We start from the raw sequence: 17,355 nt of genomic DNA, 5'->3' as shown, positions 1-17,355 counted from the left end.
CCTCCTGATCGCAACATGCCGGGCAGTCGCCCGGCATGATATTTACGCAAATATAACTAGCTGTTTTTCGGGAGCTTAAACGTCCAGACCATACCGCCTTGGTTGAAGTTCTTAACGCGCTTGGCAACGTCACCACCCCAAAGTGGTACCGCACCACCCCAGCCAGACAGAACGGAAATGTACTGTTCACCGTCCATTTCCCACGTCACAGGTGTCCCGACGATGCCAGAGCCCGTATTAAACTTGTACAGCAGCTCACCGGTTTTATCATCGAACGCCATTAAGTAGCCTTCAGGGTTACCCGTGAATACCAGACCACCTGCTGTCGTCATCACACCACCCCATAGCGGTGCATAGTTTTTGTATTCCCAAACACGCTCGCCAGTTTTCGGGTCATACGCACGAAGCACCCCAATGTAGTCATCATTGATGGACTTGATGGTAAAGCCAGCCCCTAAGTATGCCGCACCTTTTTTGTACGACACGGGTTCATTCCAAATATCCATCTCCCATTCGTTGGACGGCACATAGAACAAGCCAGATTTCGGGCTATATGCCATTGGCATCCAGTTTTTCCCGCCTAAGAACGACGGTGTCGCCACCACGGTTTTGCCTTTTTTACCGTCACTGGCATCGGTTGGATTACCTGGGCGGTTGCTCTCGATATACAGCGGACGACCTTTGTCATCCAGCCCTTTTGCCCAACTGATCTTATCAACAAATGGGAAGCCACGAATAAAATCGCCATTGGTACGGTCAAGCACATAGAAGAAGCCATTACGATCTGCCGTCGCAGCCGCTTTTACCGTTTTACCGTTTTGCTCGTAATCGAAGGCGATCAGTTCGTTAACGCCATCAAAATCCCAGCCATCATGCGGGGTCGTCTGGAAGTGCCAAACAATCTTGCCGTCATCAGGATCAATCGCTAAACGCGAAGAAGAGAAGAGGTTATCACCCGGACGCATATGGGAGTTCCAAGGTGCCGGGTTACCCGTACCAAAGAACAACAGATCCGTATCGGCATCGTAGGTGCCGCCTAACCATGGCGCAGCCCCGCCGCTTTTCCAAAGGTCTGCTGGCCAAGTTTTTCCTGGCGCACCGCCGGAAATGCCGTTTTCAATTTTTTTGCCGTCTTTCCATACGTAGCCCATGTGGCCTTCAACGGTCGGACGTTCCCATACCAACTTGCCGGTCTTGGCATCATATGCCCTCACTTTACCGATAATGCCAAACTCACCGCCGGAAACACCGGTAATTACGTTGCCTTTCACCACGATAGGTGCAGCAGTAATAGAGTATCCATCCTGATAGTTATCGACGGTTTTTTTCCAACGTACTTTGCCGGTTTTGGCATCCAAGGCCACCAGCTTGGCGTCCAAGGTCCCGAAGATCACCAGATCATCGTATAGTGCTACGCCACGGTTGATCACATCACAACACGGCATGATCCCGTCTGGTAATCTCGCATCGTATTGCCACAGTTCTTCACCGGTTCTGGCATCGATGGCATATACACGCGAATACGATCCCGTGATATACATGACGCCATCTTTGATCATGGGCTGACTTTCTTGCCCACGCTGCTTCTCACCACCCAGAGAAAAGCCCCAGACCGGGCGAATTTCCGAAACCGTTTCTTTGTTGATGCTGTCCATCGGACTAAAACGTTGTCCTCTAAGGCCCATGCCGTAAGTGACCACATCATCGGTCGTTTGCTGATCGGCCATGATATCCTTGTCTGTGACACCCGCGGCAATCGACGGCGCGGTCAGCACGAATGAGAGCGCGGCGAATAGTCCGCACCGTTTAAACGACATAGCAGTCATAGAAAAATACCTCTTCGTTGGCTGTTGGCTAACAAGCCGATTTGCTTGTTAGCGATTCCTGCCTGCGCTACCCCGTATGTCCTTATAGGGTAAGTAAAGTTTTAGGAGCAGATAGAGAAACAGGCGTTCAATTTAGGGTGTTTGTGCAATGGCTTCAGATTCGGGCTGAAAGCGTGCGGGTAGACGGTAATCAACGCCGTACTTTTCTCCCCAGCGAGCAAAGTCGCCGTTTTGAATATGCGCCATAACAATGTCTTCCAGTGCATAGGCCAGCTGACGGTAGTCTGTTTGCACTGCCATTCCCAACTCCCAGTTCGAACGACCAAGTAGTGGAAATGCCAGCTCAGTGAGTGATTCGCTCGCATCTGTGGACGATGCGTTTTGTTGATGTAGCCATTCCAGTTGGGAGCTCATGCCCATCACAATGGCAACTTCTCCCTGCCCTAACGCCGTGAAGGCATCAGTGATAGAAGGGTAAGTGTGGCTTTTTTCTCTGAGACGCCCCCCATAGGCCGTCGTCAGATAAAACTGTGGAACCGTATCGACTTCAACGCCGACGGGGTGATACATAAAACGGGCTGCGGTTTGTGGCGCATCAAGCTTTTTCGCATCAAACACCATACGCCAGCGCTCTTGATGGTACGGCGCAAACATGTGAACTCGCTCGTGCGCAGGGTGACCGACATCGTCCCTTTGCATCGCAAACTCTCTGTCATAAGGCACACGCAACATGACATCCGCTTTGACACGCTGGCCATCTTCACTGGTCAGGTTCATTCCTTTCCAGAGGTAGTTACGCATATCATCTTCGACCGTTTCATCGGGGGTCATCCAATGCAACTCAAGATCGACATTGAGTCCGTTTGCTAATGCCTTCGCCAGCTCGATATCCATCCCAGCTGGGTTGCCATCGTCATCTTTGAACGAATACGGCGGGAAGTCGTTATACACCGCCACTCGAATCACGCCTTTGGCTTGAATATCGTCATACGAAAGCGCATATGTCGGCACGGCCACGCCAATCCAGAGTGCCAAACTCATTAATACATCTCTGAGCTTGATGCCTTTAAACCCGATAGTGACCATACCAACGCCCCCTAACCGTTTCCTTCCGGTGCAACCGACTCAAGCCAAGTTCTAATGGCCCACAGTGCTTCTTGGTTAAGGTGCTCTGTCATTTTTGGCATGTACACCGCGCCGTTTCTTACTGCACCATTTTGAACGCGATAGATGTACCATTCGTCCCCGTCATAATCAGGGGAAAGCAAGCGAAGATCAGGGGCGATACCACCAGAAATCCCTTCTAATCCATGGCAACGCGCGCAATTTTGGTTGTAGGCGGATGCGCCAATGCGTTCTACTTCGGATCTGACATCACCATCCAACTCTCGATAGGGATTAGTCTCGGTCCAATCCGCCCCTAAAACGGGGATAGATGACGTATCAATTGACTGTGGTGTTACGTCGCCATGCGCCCATGCCCACTGAGATACAAGCGCAGAAACCAACGCTATCGCAGTGAAAAAACACACCTTTCGTTCGGCCTTTTCCATGTCACAAAACTCCTTTGCACTGAGGTTTTGGGAAAAGTGTAGGAGCAGTCGCCCTTCAGTGACATGCTACAAAGGCGGGGGGTATCCTCATTCTTTGGGAGGATATTCTTATTAGCTAGACGTGGGGATTTGGCAAAATTCGCCGTCCCTGCTTACAGTAAAAACGTTACCTTTTTCGGAGTGCTGTACTTGATGAAAAGTTGCCGAGTTTGCTGCCATAACACCCTCATTGCTTTTATTTTTTTGGTGTGGGGCATGATTATTCCCACCAGTGTTAGTGCTGAAGTGAACGTTCGAATTGGTATGTTGCGTCTGCCTGTCGAAGAAACACGAGCGGTGCCTGAATACCTGCGAGAACCCGAAAACAATGGGGAAGCAGGTGCAGAACTCTCGATAATAGACGCTAATGGGACAGGCAAATTTCTCGGTCAAAAGTACGCGCTGATCGTCGAAACCTCCGACGATATTCATCGCCTCAAACAAGCCGCGACCAAATGGTATAACGACGGTATCCGTTATTTTCTCATCGACGTGGACACGGCATCTCTTGTGGCACTGAGAAAAGCGATTCCTGAGGACGCACTGCTGTTCAACGTGGGCAATCAAGACGTAGCATTGCGCGCCGAAACCTGCTTACCGAACACACTGCAAACCGCACTGAGCTATGCCATGCAAGGCGACGCACTTTCCCAGTGGTTACGAGTAAAGCGCCTCAATAAAATCTTTCTCGTCTCTGGTGTGACAGCCGCAGACAACGCCTACCTCGACGCGGTTAAAACCACACTCAAGAAATACAACCACAATGTGGTAGACGAGAAAGTCTGGGACTTTGATACCGACCTTCGCCGTTCTGCCTCGGCCGAAATCCCGTTATTCACTCAAGCAGGCAACTATGATGCAGTACTGGTGATCGATGAGAGCAACCTGTTTGGTCAGCACCTTCCCTATAACACTTGGCTTCCTCGCCCAGTGATAGGAACACATGGATTACGTGCCGACGGTTGGAGCTATGTAGTTGAGCAGTTTGGGGCTATTCAGTTTCAAAATCGCTTTACCAAACGTTTTGACCGCCACATGACGGCAAAAGACTATGCAGCTTGGGTCGCGGTGCGTTCTGTCAATGAGGCCGTTACCGCTCTCAACAAAGGCGACGTAGAAACCGTTTTGCCCTTTATCATGAGCGATCGCTTCCAATTGGCGGCCTACAAAGGCCGAAAGCTCACTTACCGGCCTTGGAATGGTCAACTTCGCCAAACAGTCCCGCTGTTTGACGCTCAAGCACTGGTTGCCACCGCCCCTTTCGAAGGCTTCCTTCATCCACGCAATGAGCTCGATTCTCTGGGCATTGATGAAGCACAGAGCCAGTGCCGTCTTTTCAAATTTAACACTGCAAACAATCAGTAAGGATACCGACGATGCATAACGCCAAATCAATACTCGCTTTAACACTTGCAACGCTGATGGCTTCGCCGCTTCTCTCTTCAGAAGCGATGGCGAAAGAGCTTGCCTACGTGGCAAACGAAAAAGATGACACCGTTAGCATCATCGACATGGATTCGATGGAGGTGATCAACACCATTGAGGTGGGCGATCGCCCCCGAGGCATTGAAGTCAGCAAAGACGGAAAACAACTCTACATATGTGCCAGTGAGGACGACACAGTGCAAGTGCTGGACCTGACTAGCAATACCATTGTTGGCGATCTCCCCTCAGGCGAAGACCCAGAATTATTCGCGTTATCGCCTGACGGCAAACGCCTTTATGTCGCCAACGAAGACGATGCGCTTATGACGGTAATCGACATTCCGACATCCAGCGTCGTCACCCAAGTAGAAGTGGGCGTTGAGCCGGAGGGTGTCGCGGTAAGCCCTGACGGGAAAATCGCCATCATTACCTCAGAAACATCCAACATGGCGCACTGGATCAACACAGAAACCAATGAGATGTTCCACAACACCTTGGTTGATGCGCGTCCGCGCTATGCGCAGTTCACCCCTGATGGCAAACAGCTTTGGGTGAGTGCAGAAATTGGCGGTACAGTGTCAGTGATCGATACAGACAGTAAAGAAATCATCAAAAAAATCGGCTTCGCGCCCAAAGGTGTTCACAAGGATAAAGTGCAACCTGTTGGCGTAAAACTTACGTCTGATGGCAAAACAGCATTTGTTGCCTTGGGCTCCGCAAACCATGTGGCCGTTGTAAATACAGATACGCTGGAAGTTGAGGATTATCTCTTGGTAGGCCGCCGCGTGTGGCAAATGGCACTTAACGCAGAGGAAGACAGACTGCTTGCCACCAATGGCGTTAGCGGTGATGTCTCCATCATCGATGTCCCAAACCGTGAGGTGATTAAAACGGTAAAAGTCGGTCGCTACCCTTGGGGTGTAGCCGTTCGTACCGTCGAGTAACCACACCCTATGATTGAGGTTATCACTCTCAACCACCATTACGGTTCACGCCACGCCTTGAATGACATTTCACTGTCTCTCGGGCGTGGCCTTCACATGCTACTCGGGCCAAATGGTGCAGGAAAAAGCACCCTGTTTTCGCTGCTGACACGGTTAACGCCCGTTCAATCAGGAGAAATCAAACTTCTTGGTGAAGTACCTCAACGTCAAACCATGGCAAAGCTGGGCGTGGTCTTTCAGCAAAACACGCTCGACCTAGATTTGACCGTGGCGCAAAACCTCAGTTACTACGGTGCACTGCATGGCTTCAGTCAATCGCAAAGCCTGGAAAAAGCCGCGCCACTGCTCGAACACTTTTCTCTCGCCGACAGGCTAAACGACAAAATTCGATCTTTGAACGGTGGTCACCGACGTCGCACAGAGCTAGTCCGCGCCCTGATGCACTCGCCTGAAATTCTGTTGCTCGATGAACCCACGAGTGGCCTTGACCCCAAGGCGCGGGCATCGCTATCTGACGCCGTGCGATCGCTTTGTGAAAAGCAGCCTTTATGCGTACTTTGGGCGACCCATTTAATTGAAGAAGTGGATGACGACGACGACGTGCTTATCCTGCATCGAGGCACCTTACGTGCTCACAATCTTGCGCATACTCTGCGGGAAATTCACCAACATCCAACGCTGGCAAAAGTCTTCGCCAACCTCACCACAGACAGCACATCGGAGGCAGACCTATGATGCGCTACTGGTTCGCTTTTAAAGGTATCTGTTATCGCGAATGGTTGCGCTTTTTCCAACAACGCGCCCGCTTTGCCGCAAGCTTAGTGCGACCGCTGTTGTGGCTTATTGTGTTTGCCGCTGGCTTTCGCGCCGCCCTTGGCATCGCCATCATGGAGCCGTACGCCACCTACATAAACTATGAGGAATATATTCTGCCCGGTCTGTGCGCCATGATTTTGCTGTTCAATGGCATGCAAAGCTCGCTGTCTATCGTCTATGACAGGGAAATGGGCAGTATCAAGGTTCTGCTCACTAGCCCGCTGCCACGGCCATTTTTGTTGCTTTCAAAACAAATAGCCAGTGCCTTAGTGAGTGTGTTGCAAGTGGGTGCATTTTTAGTGATTGCCGCACTCTATGACAGGCCGCTTTCTGCGTTGGGCTACATCATGGCGATTCCTGCACTGTTTATTACCGCATTAATGCTGAGTGCCCTCGGGATTGTGATTGCATCGCGCGTAAAACAATTAGAGAACTTCGCTGGCGTGATGAATTTCGTCATCTTCCCGATGTTCTTTTTATCCTCTGCTCTGTACCCGCTTTGGAAAATGCAGGAAGCAAGTATTTGGCTCTACGACATATGCCGATACAACCCCTTCACCTTTGGTGTGGAGCTCATTCGCTTTGCCCTTTACCAACAACTGAATGTCACAGCTCTTTTGGTGGTCTCCGCCTGCACGCTTGTGTTTATTGTGCTTGCCGTCGCGGGGTTTCAGCCAACACGCGATCAAGGGAAAAAAGGCGGCTAAGGAACAACGAATATCGGGCACAAAAAAACCGCGCCAATGCGCGGTTTTTCATTTCCACTGACAAGCAGCGAATTAGAAGTTAAATTCTGCACCAACGAAGAAACCGTCGTTCATGAATTTACCGTTGTTTGCACCGAAGTAGTTGAAGTCGTAATCCTGAACGCGGTAACCCGCTTTCATGTTCAGATCCGCAGCAACCAGACCCAGCGTAAACAGAACACCGGCTTCTGCATCTACTGTGCTCGTTTCGTCGTAGCTACCAAAGCTGAAGGTACCGAACAGAGACAACGGCGTTGCTGGGATACCCAGACGCACATCACTGTATACGTTTGGTTGCCACTCATCGAAGTTCTGGTTGTTAAAGCGACCATCGAATTTTTGTAGGTTCAGACCAATGTCAAAAGAGATCAGGTCATTGTCCAGAATTTCGTAGTAAGCAATCAGGTCAACCTGAGTAAAGTCGGTATTAAACTTGTTTGACTCAACACTGGTGTGACGGATTTTTGCATTTGGAATTAGCGGGATAAAGTGCTCAAATGCAGCGTAGTAAGACATCTGTACGTTTGCATCATCCGCGCGAACATCATTGATCTTCGCATCAGCGTACCAAGCATCCGCGCCTACTTTGGCCCCTAAAAGTACAGCTGCTTGCGCAGGCAGTGCAAACGTGCCCGCCACTGCTAATGCAGCAAGAGATAGGTTTAGTTTTTTCATTGAAAGGGCTCCGCCTTACATTTTTAGGATTATGTTTGCGGGGACTATAGCAAAAAACCAATAAAGATTCCGCACAAAACTGACGGTTTTTTATGCGGAATCATCGATTTAAACTTAGTGCATAACACTACGTATTGGCTTAATAGCGGCGTGCTCGGTTGTATCTGCGCGAGCGTTTATAGCAGTAATCACGCGCATTTTGTGCTGTTTTATCGCGCCCTTTGAGCAGCCAAATAATCGCGGCAATCAAGATAATCCACGGCAACATCTTGAACAATAAGCCGATCATGCCAACCAATGCCATGACGATAAAGCCCACTGCCATCGCAGCGACAATGCCGAGGAAACTAATACCTGTTGCCAACAACACTAATGTAAAACCAACCAGAAACAGAAACTCAATCATCAGACCCTCCTAAGGTACACAGAGACTTTCTTTTTCTAGCTTATTGCACGAAGTAGGCCAACTTTACTAATTCTATACATTTCAATGAGATAATAAAAAACCTCAGTCCTAAGAGGACTGCGGCTTCAATGTTTTTAGTAATTTACGCCAAGTATTGCGGTAAATTTAACCAACCATTCAGACAAAAGCGGTTATACATCCAACTCCGCAGGGATTTTCGCCAACGCCGCTTCCAGTACTTCAATACCCGAACCAGGCTTATGTGCGTTTTCACTGATGTAACGACGCCATTGACGCGCACCTGGCATGTTCTGGAAAATACCCAGCATATGGCGGCTGATATGGTTCAGGTATGTACCTTTGCTCAGTTGCTCTTCGATATACGGGAACATGGCTTTTACTGCCTCAGAACGCTTGATAATTGGCGTATCACTACCGAACAAGCGGCTATCTACTTCAGCCAGCAAGTAAGGGCTTTGGTAAGCTTCGCGACCGATCATCACACCATCCATAAATTTCAGGTGCTCTTCAGCCTCATCCAGCGACTTGATACCACCGTTAATTGCCATCGTCAGGTGCGGGAAATCTTTCTTCAGTTGGTAAACGCGTGGGTAGTCCAACGGCGGGATTTCACGGTTTTCTTTCGGGCTTAAGCCTGACAACCATGCTTTGCGTGCATGAATAGTGAAATCATCACACCCGCCTTTCTCACTCACTGTTCGCACGAAGTCGACCAGAAACTCATAGCTGTCCTGATCGTCGATACCGATGCGGGTTTTCACCGTCACAGGAATATCGACCACCTCTTTCATTGCCGCGACACATTGCGCGACCAAATCGGCTTCACCCATCAGGCAAGCACCGAAGCGACCATTCTGTACGCGATCAGACGGACAACCTACGTTCAGGTTAATCTCGTTGTAGCCGCGCTCTTGCGCCAGCTTCGCGCAATGCGCCAAGTCCGCCACGTTTGAACCGCCTAGCTGTAATGCAACCGGATGTTCTTCTTCATTGAACATCAGGAAATCGCCTTTACCGTGAATAATGGCACCGGTCGTCACCATCTCGGTGTACAGCAGCGCGTTTTGCGACAAGATACGGTGGAAGTAGCGACAGTGGCGATCCGTCCAATCAAGCATCGGCGCAACAGAAAAACGGGCAGTAGGATACATAGTTAACATCTCACTAAATTTCAGCGCCTTAGCTATATATTCCACTTCGGCGAAGCAATGTAAAATTTTGTTGTGGCTAGCGATTTCTTTCCTGACCATCGCCCTTTTGGGGGTAGGTTCGGAGCGGGTTTCGAGCCTTTGGAGGCGGGATTATACATACCCCTTACTACCGCTTCAAATTTAGTCAGTGCAACCCATCCCCTCCGTCAAAACCGTCAAAATAAGCAACACGGATCGCAAAACTCACTACAACAACCCTCATCAAGCCTCATTTTAATGAACGTTTAGTCGCAGTTTTATCTTCGCTCTGACGTCGCTCAAAACACGCCTACCGAATAGATAAAAAAATGAGCAGCAAGGTAAATCAAATATCAACCAAACACTTCTCAAGCTATTGATAGAAATAACATTTATTAAATTTTTTATTCTTTGAGAATGTTTCATGAGTTAAATCATTCACTTATGAAATACATTCGTGGCGAGCCTGTTAACAAGCCACCAGTGTCTCAGACACTTTTTGGCTGTTTTGGACATAACAGACCATCAATTAAACGGAATAAAAACAATGAATAAGAAACTACTCGCTATTGCTATCGCCACTTCTGCTTTCACTTCTCAAGCGGTTGCAATCGAGCTTTATAATGCAAACGGTTCAACATTCGCGATCGGCGGTCACGTATCTGTGGCACTGAGCGATTCAGACAAAGGTGAGCTTGAAGTTATCTCTGCATCACCACGTCTGAACTTCAACGCGACTCACGACATGGGCAACGGTTTTGTTGCTGATGCAAAAGGTGAGTGGGCACTGAACTACCTGACCAACGGCGAAAACGCATTCACTACCCGTCTGGGCTACATCGGCCTGACACATGAAAATGCAGGTCGTGTTGTTGTCGGTACCCAGTGGGCACCTTACTACAACGCAGTTGCAACCGTTGATAAGCCAATCTCTTACGCAAGTGACTTTACTTACAGCGACCACGCTAACCTAGGCACTGGCCGTGCTGACAAAATGGTGAGCTACACCAACACGTTAGCACTGGGTGAGTCACAGTCACTGACAGTGGCAGGTGGCTGGCAGGGCGCACATGGCGACTATGAAACTCGCCTGCAAGCAGCGATCAGCTACAATATCTCTGATTTTGCGGTTAACTACGCTTTCACCACGGGTGATGTAGCGACTGATAACGCGCAATCTCATATTGTCAGCGCAAGCTACGGTTCTTGGGGCAACGGCCTGTACGTCGCGGGGGCTTACGCGATGGGCGAGTACATGATTACTAATTCAGACAAAGAAGTACTACCAGAAACCAACGTGATTGAGTTTCTGGCTGGCTACGGTCTGAGCAACGGTGTAAACCTGATTGCAAACTACGAGTCAGTGACTGACGAGAAGAAAGACAGCTCAGTGTATGAAACTGCTGCGGTTCAAGCTGAATACAAGTTCACGCAAACCTTCGTTGGTTTCGCAGGTTACCAGTTTGGCCTAGATGGCTCAGAAGACAACAACAACCAGTGGAAACTGGGTGTTCGTTACTACCTGTAATCCAGATAACGCCTCAAAACGGACTTCCGTTTAGCGCAAAAATCCCTGAGTTCTGCTCAGGGATTTTTATATCGACACTTATTATCACGTCGCAATGCCTCCCCCAAACTCTGCTGTGGTAGTGACCAGCCCGATAACGCATGAACAGCACCTCACGAACGTCTTCTTTTCTATAGCGTAATTGCGTTTTTGCTAATATGGTTTCGCATCAACACTCTATTTGGATTAAAATATTGATCTGGCAGTAAAAACAGATTTACCCAAAGACTTGTTGAGGAAACGCGTATGAGTAATGAGGATCCGCTCTGCGACATCATTGAGCGCATTACAACGTTATTCAGAAATGAAGTTCGCCTTGCTGGCTTGGAATATGGGTTGCACCCTGTTCATTTGGAAGTACTTTACTACCTCTCTCGCTGTAACCAATTCAGTGACACCCCAGCCGCTGTGACCGAATTTTTAGGGATCACGAAAGGCACGACATCTCAGTCGATCACCTTGTTGGAAAAAAAAGGGTTTCTGACCAAGGAAAAAGACCCCATTGATCGTCGCGTCACGCACTTGCGGCTCTCAAAGCAAGGATTAGCAGTTTCACAACAAGCGATACCGCCTGCTTCTATTCGCCGTGGCATAGAAAGTTTGGGTGATGCTCAAGATACGCTAAAAACGCAGCTTGAGGCTTTGCTGAGGGATATTCAGAAATCAAATAACTGCGCAAGTTTTGGCCTTTGCAAAACCTGCCGTTTTCACAAGCCCTATTCAGATCAAGAGTTCTTCTGCGATTTGACCAAGATGACGTTGAACATTTCGGGTGGTGATCTGATTTGTCGTGAACATTCAGCACCGACCGAAGACACATTGTAAAAAAGCCGGACATTGCGAAAATGGCCGGCTATTTCATGCAGAATTTACCGTTAGATAAACGCGTTTTCCAGAATACGGAGTGAAACGTCAAGCGTGATCGCTTCATGCTCACCCAGAGCTGTCATGCCATGCTTATCGAGGCTCGAAACCACTGCCTCTGCCGCTGCATCCTTTTCCATGCCAGGTGCTGAGAAGGTGGTTTCAACCCCAAGAGAACGGTAGAAGTCTTCGATTGCGTCAACAGTGCGAGATGCCAATTCCTCGTCACCAGCCAAACCAAACACATTTTGACCCATTTGCGCGAGCTTACTGCGCTTTGCATCGATTTGATCGCGCAGCAAAGAAGGCTGAACAATCGCCAATGAACGCGCATGATCCACATTCCAAATCGCGGTAATTTCATGCCCAATCATGTGTGTTGCCCAGTCATGCGGAACGCCAGAACCTAACATGCCATTCAACGCTTGGTTTGCCGTCCACATCAAATTCGCGCGCCACATATCACTGTCACGGGCATCAAATTGCTGACCCAGTACCAGTAGGTTTTTCAACAAGCTTTCTGCGTAGCCTTCTTGCACCCTATTGCCCGTTGGCACGGTAATGTACTGCTCACAGATGTGTACCCACGCATCCACAATGCCATTGATAACCTGATGTTCAGGCAACGACTTGATGACATCTGGGTCTAAAACCGCAAATTTGGGCTGAACAGCTGATGACATGAAACAAAGCTTCGATTGCTCTGCGGCATACGTGATAACGGCACCACTGTTAGATTCAGAGCCCGTTGCTGGTAACGTCAAAATCGCGCCCAACGGCGTCGCTTCTGTCACATGATGACCTTCGGACATGATGTCCCAGCTGTCACCGTCATACTTCGATGCTGCAGCGACAAACTTCGAGCCATCAATGACCGACCCGCCACCGACTGCCAAAATGAAATCAACACCTTGTTCTTTCACGATCGCTACCGCTTTGTCGAGCGTCTCACGTGTCGGGTTTGGCTCAACGCCTGAAAACTCCAGCCACTTGTGACCGTCCAACGCTGCAGAAACTTGCTCATAGACGCCATTGCGCTTGATAGAGCCGCCGCCATAAATCACCAACACTTTGCTGTCAGCGGGAATAGCTTGTTTGATTGCCGCAATTTGGCCTTGGCCAAAATGGATAACCGTTGGATTGACGTAGGTAAAATGCATGTCTTGTCCTAATAAAACGCCGTTGAGAATGTGGGGCTGAGGCTCCCTGCTTTTCCGGATAGTACTCTCATTCTCAACGTCGTTCATCGACTTAATTGTTTGCAGATGAAACCGAATCTCGTTTGATCAAAAGTGGCTGAAAACCTCTCACCAACGCGCTGTCCTTCCCTTCAATAGACAGCCTTGCTGCATTCATGCCCATGCTTTCTATCGGGTTGCGAATGGTCGTCAATTTCGGGCTGAAATAGCACTCTGGCAACACGTCATCAAACCCGACAATCGACAGCCTTTCAGGAATACTAATCCCGTGCTCTTTGAACACTTGCATGGCTGCGGCTGCAAAAAAGTCATTGAATGCCACCAATGCCGTCACCGGCAGGCCTTTGTTAAGGAGGTTGTTTGCGGCAGTCACACCACCTTGCTCGCCAAATGGCACCTCTTCAACCCAATCTGGGTTGAGGTCAATGCCCGCTTCAGTGAGCGCGCGGCAATACCCATCGAAACGATCGGCTTTATCATCAAGGGCCATTTCACAGGAAATATAGGCAATCGCTCGGTGGCCTTGGTCAATCAAGTGTTTGGTCGCCAGATACGTCCCTTCGCCGTTATCCAGCCATACACACTGGTTCGTCATCTCTTCAACGTGACGGTTCACCAAAATTAATCCCGGAAGTTGCTTAGCAAGCTTGATCAGCGCGTGGTCTGGCATGCCTTTACTGTGAAGAACAATGTTGCGACATCCTTTCGCCAACAGGACATCAACCGCTTCTTGCTCCTTCACTTCATCATACTCACCACTGAGCACCAAAAGATTGCGACCATGCTTACGTGCAATTTTTTCGACGCCTTGCGTCAGCAAACCATAAAACGGGGAATTGAATCGGCTGATCACTAAGCCCAGCAGGTCGTTCCCTTGGTTGATGGTAAGGCGGCGATTTCCTTTTGTTTCAAAGCCAAGTTCACACATGGCAGCTTCGACCTTGGACACGGTCGCTGGTACCACGTTGTTTGCCTGATTAATCACTCTCGAAACGGTTGCGATGGATACCCCAGCAGCCTTCGCAACATCCTTGATAGTCGCCATTTGTGTCCCCGATCATACTTTTGAATCATGTAAATTACATTGAAATCATATTGTTTTGCATTGGTGAAATCCATCACGGATCGTAGGTGTTTTAAGGATTATTTTAATAATGCGACTTAGAACTGATTAGAACTTTTATTTATCTCTGTTTTTTCTGGCCCTACCGGATGTAAATTACATGAATAACAAAGTAACATCTGCTCCATCTAACGTTTTGGCATTGCTACCCTTGATTGCAATGCTTGGTTTTCTGGTAATTGGATACGGTGTATTCGGATTACCCATCGAAAGTCTTCTTCTGGCATCGGCTGTGGTTGCAGCTGGCGTTGCTTGGAAAATGGGATTTAGCTGGGACGACATTCAAAAAGCCATTATCGATCGTCTCGCTCAAACCCTTCCAGCGGTATTCATTCTGATCCTCGTTGGCGGTCTGATTGGCAGCTGGATGGTCGGCGGCACCATTCCAATGCTGGTTTACTACGGCTTGAAAGTCATCAGCCCTGAATATCTGGTGCTGACCTCATTCCTTGTGACTTGCATGGTCTCGCTATGTACAGGTACCTCTTGGGGTTCGGCTGGTACAGTGGGTGTCGCGCTAATGGGCGTGGCAGCAGGTATGGATGCAAACTTGGCAGCTGTTGCAGGTGCTGTGGTGTCGGGTGCTTACTTTGGTGACAAAATTTCTCCGCTTTCAGACAGCACCAACTTTGCACCAGTGGTGGCGGGCACTGACTTGTACTCCCACATTCAGCACATGTTGTGGACGACTATCCCGGCGTTCATTCTGTCTGCGCTAGTGTTCTTCTTTGTGGGCAGCAGTGATGTCTCTGCAGATACGCCTGAAAAAGTGATTTCGATTCTGGCAAACCTTGAACAACTGTTCTCACTGAATGTGTTCCTGATTTTGCCGCCACTGCTGATTCTGTGGGGTGCCATTCGCAAGCTGCCTACCATTCCTTTGATGCTGGCCGCGATTGCAATCGGTGTGCTGAACGCAGTAATTTTCCAAGGATTCAGCCTGCAGACAGCGTTGACTGCGATGATCAGTGGCTTCAATGCAAGTATGTTTGCTGGCGCAGGTCTTGGTGATGTAGAGATTGTTAAGGATGTGCTGACACTGGTTAACCGTGGTGGCATGACTTCCATGATGGGTGTGGTTCTGCTGGTATTCTGCGCCTTCTCTTTCGCTGGCACACTGGCCCTGACTGGCGGCCTAAAAGTGCTGGTAGACACCATGGCAAAAGGCATCAAAGGGACCACCAGCCTGATTGGTGCAACCATCGTGACTACCATCACTGTTGTGTGTACTACCTCTGACGGCAAACTGGCCCTGCTTATCCCTTCAGAGCTGTTCCGTGATACCTATAAAAAAATGAAGCTGGATGCGAAGAACCTTTCTCGCACCATTGAAGATGCAGGCACCATCATTGAACCTTTGGTGCCTTGGACTAACGCGGGTGTATTCATGGCTGCAACCTTGGGTGTATCAACGCTGGACTACCTACCTTGGGCAATTCAAAACTACTCAGCGATTTTCTTTGCGATGATTTGGGCGGTAACCGGCATCGGTATCGCACAAGCGAAAGATCACATGAAAAGCGCGCAACCTGCTGCGGCAATGTAGAAGAACATAAAAACTAATAATGAAATAACCCTTGGAAGCCTTGCCCCCTCAAGGCTTCCACTTTTTCTGAGGACGTTATGGCTCACGAACTGGATACAGTAATTAATCGCTACGGCACCGACTGCTTGAAATGGGACTACATGGAAAAATGGTTGGGCGTGCCGGAAGGTGAAGCTTTGCCTAGTTGGGTATCTGACTGGGATTTCAAAGCCCCTGACTTTATCACCAAGCCGCTTCAAGAACGTTTGGACCACGGCATTTTCGGCTACTCCGAGCGCGGTGAGGAGTACTTCAATTCAGTGATTGATTGGTGGAAAGACCGTCATCAAGTCACCCTGAAAAAAGAGTGGTTCCACACTACACCTGGCAGCCTGCCTGCTATTGCGATGCTGGTTGAACGTTGGAGCAAGGAAGGCGATAAGGTTCTTATCCTAAGCCCTGTCTACCATGCGTTTTACCGCACCATCGAGCATACAGGCCGAACCGTTGCGACATCAAAAATGCATAACGACAACGGCTACTACACCATCGATTTTGACGATCTTGAAGCGCAGTTCAAAGACGGTGTGAAAGTGATGATCTTCTGTAATCCACATAACCCAGGTGGTCGTGTGTGGACAGAAGAAGAAGTGACTCGCCTTTGTCAGCTTTGTCATGAGTACGGCGTGTATCTGATCTCGGATGAAATCTGGGCGGATATCGTTTTCGGTGAAAACACTTTCTTCAGTTGCCTGCGTGTTGACCCAATCTATTTTGAAAAAATGGCCGTGTGCATTGCGGGCACCAAAACCTTTGGTTTGCCGTCACTTCGCCTGACCAACACCATGATCCCGAACGAGAAAGAAGCCGAAGCACTGAAATCAAAATTGCTGGCTTACGGGATTGATGTCTACAGTGCGTTCAGTATTTTGGCAAACCAATCAGCATATCGTAACGGTAAAGAGTGGGTGGATGACACACTGAAATACCTCGATGCGAATAATCAGTTGCTGGCCGATTTCATTGGCAAAGAGCTTACACAAGTGACCTACCGCGTCCAAGAGTCTACCTATCTTGCATGGGTTGATTGCCGCGCAATGGGACTTACAGATGAAGAACTGGAAAAACAGCTACACGCTGCCGGTGTTATCCCTACCATGGGCTATAACTTTGGCGAGGAAGGCCGCGGTTTCATTCGTTTGAACTTGGGTTGTCCTAAGTCCATTTTGGAAGAAAAAATTCGTCGCCTTCGCACCGTCCTAAAATAAACAACTGGGCACTAGGTGGGCTAAATGGCCCGCCTTTTTTCTATTTTTCCTCCTTCTTGATGCCCACTCCCTCGTAATGAAACAACGAACAAAGCGAGATTCGAAACGTTAATCCAACCAACTTCCTGATATTCATCAACTACAATTACCCAAAGACCAACCGCCGTCACGATGCTGCGGGTGCGCGTT

General features: G+C 49.0%; 16 protein-coding genes. 8 read left to right on the top strand and 8 right to left on the bottom strand.

What is annotated here, in order from left to right:
• Nucleotides 1-56 precede the first annotated feature (56 nt).
• From LRP49_RS10230 to pedF, 3 genes are all read right to left on the bottom strand, one after another.
• Nucleotides 57-1,826: a PQQ-dependent methanol/ethanol family dehydrogenase gene (locus LRP49_RS10230; protein WP_274142015.1), complete on the bottom strand. Its 1,770-nt coding sequence runs from the start codon at nt 1,824-1,826 to the stop codon at nt 57-59.
• 132 nt (nt 1,827-1,958) lie between these two features.
• Complete coding sequence (locus tag LRP49_RS10225; protein ID WP_420791538.1) at nt 1,959-2,912, bottom strand: substrate-binding periplasmic protein; 954 nt, start codon at nt 2,910-2,912, stop codon at nt 1,959-1,961.
• Nucleotides 2,913-2,923: 11 nt separating this feature from the next.
• Nucleotides 2,924-3,379: a cytochrome c-550 PedF gene (gene pedF / locus LRP49_RS10220; RefSeq protein WP_274142014.1), complete on the bottom strand. Its 456-nt coding sequence runs from the start codon at nt 3,377-3,379 to the stop codon at nt 2,924-2,926.
• Between the two features lie 255 nt (nt 3,380-3,634).
• Between pedF and LRP49_RS10215 the strand changes: the two genes are divergently transcribed.
• From LRP49_RS10215 to LRP49_RS10200, 4 genes are read left to right on the top strand one after another with little or no spacing between them, the layout of a single operon-like run.
• Nucleotides 3,635-4,783, top strand: a complete 1,149-nt coding sequence (locus LRP49_RS10215) for an ABC transporter substrate-binding protein (protein WP_274142013.1) — start codon at nt 3,635-3,637, stop codon at nt 4,781-4,783.
• Nucleotides 4,784-4,794: 11 nt separating this feature from the next.
• Nucleotides 4,795-5,787: a PQQ-dependent catabolism-associated beta-propeller protein gene (locus tag LRP49_RS10210; RefSeq protein ID WP_274142012.1), complete on the top strand. Its 993-nt coding sequence runs from the start codon at nt 4,795-4,797 to the stop codon at nt 5,785-5,787.
• Nucleotides 5,788-5,796: 9 nt separating this feature from the next.
• Nucleotides 5,797-6,522, top strand: a complete 726-nt coding sequence (locus LRP49_RS10205; RefSeq protein WP_274142011.1) for an ATP-binding cassette domain-containing protein — start codon at nt 5,797-5,799, stop codon at nt 6,520-6,522.
• The gene (locus tag LRP49_RS10200) at nt 6,522-7,310 is read left to right on the top strand and encodes an ABC transporter permease (protein ID WP_274142220.1); all 789 of its coding nucleotides are present in this window, start codon (nt 6,522-6,524) and stop codon (nt 7,308-7,310) included. Before LRP49_RS10205 ends, LRP49_RS10200 begins: the two co-directional genes overlap by 1 nt.
• A gap of 72 nt (nt 7,311-7,382) precedes the next feature.
• Here the strand turns inward: LRP49_RS10200 and LRP49_RS10195 are convergent, their stop codons facing one another.
• From LRP49_RS10195 to dusA, 3 genes are all read right to left on the bottom strand, one after another.
• Nucleotides 7,383-8,024, bottom strand: a complete 642-nt coding sequence (locus LRP49_RS10195; RefSeq protein ID WP_274142010.1) for a TIGR04219 family outer membrane beta-barrel protein — start codon at nt 8,022-8,024, stop codon at nt 7,383-7,385.
• Nucleotides 8,025-8,163: 139 nt separating this feature from the next.
• A complete protein-coding gene (gene pspG, locus LRP49_RS10190; protein WP_274142009.1) occupies nt 8,164-8,430 on the bottom strand; it encodes an envelope stress response protein PspG in 267 nt (88 codons plus the stop codon).
• A gap of 191 nt (nt 8,431-8,621) precedes the next feature.
• Nucleotides 8,622-9,602, bottom strand: a complete 981-nt coding sequence (gene dusA / locus LRP49_RS10185) for a tRNA dihydrouridine(20/20a) synthase DusA (protein WP_420791537.1) — start codon at nt 9,600-9,602, stop codon at nt 8,622-8,624.
• Between the two features lie 565 nt (nt 9,603-10,167).
• Between dusA and LRP49_RS10180 the strand changes: the two genes are divergently transcribed.
• Nucleotides 10,168-11,148 carry a porin gene (locus LRP49_RS10180; RefSeq protein ID WP_274142007.1) on the top strand — a complete coding sequence of 327 codons (981 nt, stop codon included), beginning with the start codon at nt 10,168-10,170 and terminating at the stop codon, nt 11,146-11,148.
• Between the two features lie 285 nt (nt 11,149-11,433).
• Entirely contained in the window at nt 11,434-12,012 is a 579-nt protein-coding gene (locus tag LRP49_RS10175; RefSeq protein WP_274142006.1) for a MarR family winged helix-turn-helix transcriptional regulator, read from the top strand.
• A gap of 50 nt (nt 12,013-12,062) precedes the next feature.
• On the opposite strand, the gene LRP49_RS10170 is transcribed toward LRP49_RS10175, so the two are convergent.
• Nucleotides 12,063-13,211 (bottom strand): iron-containing alcohol dehydrogenase, encoded by a 1,149-nt coding sequence (locus tag LRP49_RS10170; RefSeq protein WP_274142005.1) that lies wholly within the window; start codon nt 13,209-13,211, stop codon nt 12,063-12,065.
• A gap of 91 nt (nt 13,212-13,302) precedes the next feature.
• Nucleotides 13,303-14,295: a LacI family DNA-binding transcriptional regulator gene (locus LRP49_RS10165; RefSeq protein ID WP_274142004.1), complete on the bottom strand. Its 993-nt coding sequence runs from the start codon at nt 14,293-14,295 to the stop codon at nt 13,303-13,305.
• 178 nt (nt 14,296-14,473) lie between these two features.
• On the opposite strand from LRP49_RS10165, the gene nhaC reads away from it, so the two are divergent.
• Nucleotides 14,474-15,919: a Na+/H+ antiporter NhaC gene (gene nhaC, locus LRP49_RS10160; RefSeq protein WP_274142003.1), complete on the top strand. Its 1,446-nt coding sequence runs from the start codon at nt 14,474-14,476 to the stop codon at nt 15,917-15,919.
• 77 nt (nt 15,920-15,996) lie between these two features.
• Entirely contained in the window at nt 15,997-17,166 is a 1,170-nt protein-coding gene (locus LRP49_RS10155) for a MalY/PatB family protein (RefSeq protein WP_274142002.1), read from the top strand.
• Nucleotides 17,167-17,355: the final 189 nt, after the last annotated feature.

Source organism: Enterovibrio qingdaonensis, assembly GCF_028683135.1.
GTDB classification, from domain to species: Bacteria; Pseudomonadota; Gammaproteobacteria; order Enterobacterales; family Vibrionaceae; genus Enterovibrio; species Enterovibrio qingdaonensis.
Note: the sequence above shows the minus strand (reverse complement) of the source record. Positions and strands in the feature narration are given on the sequence as shown.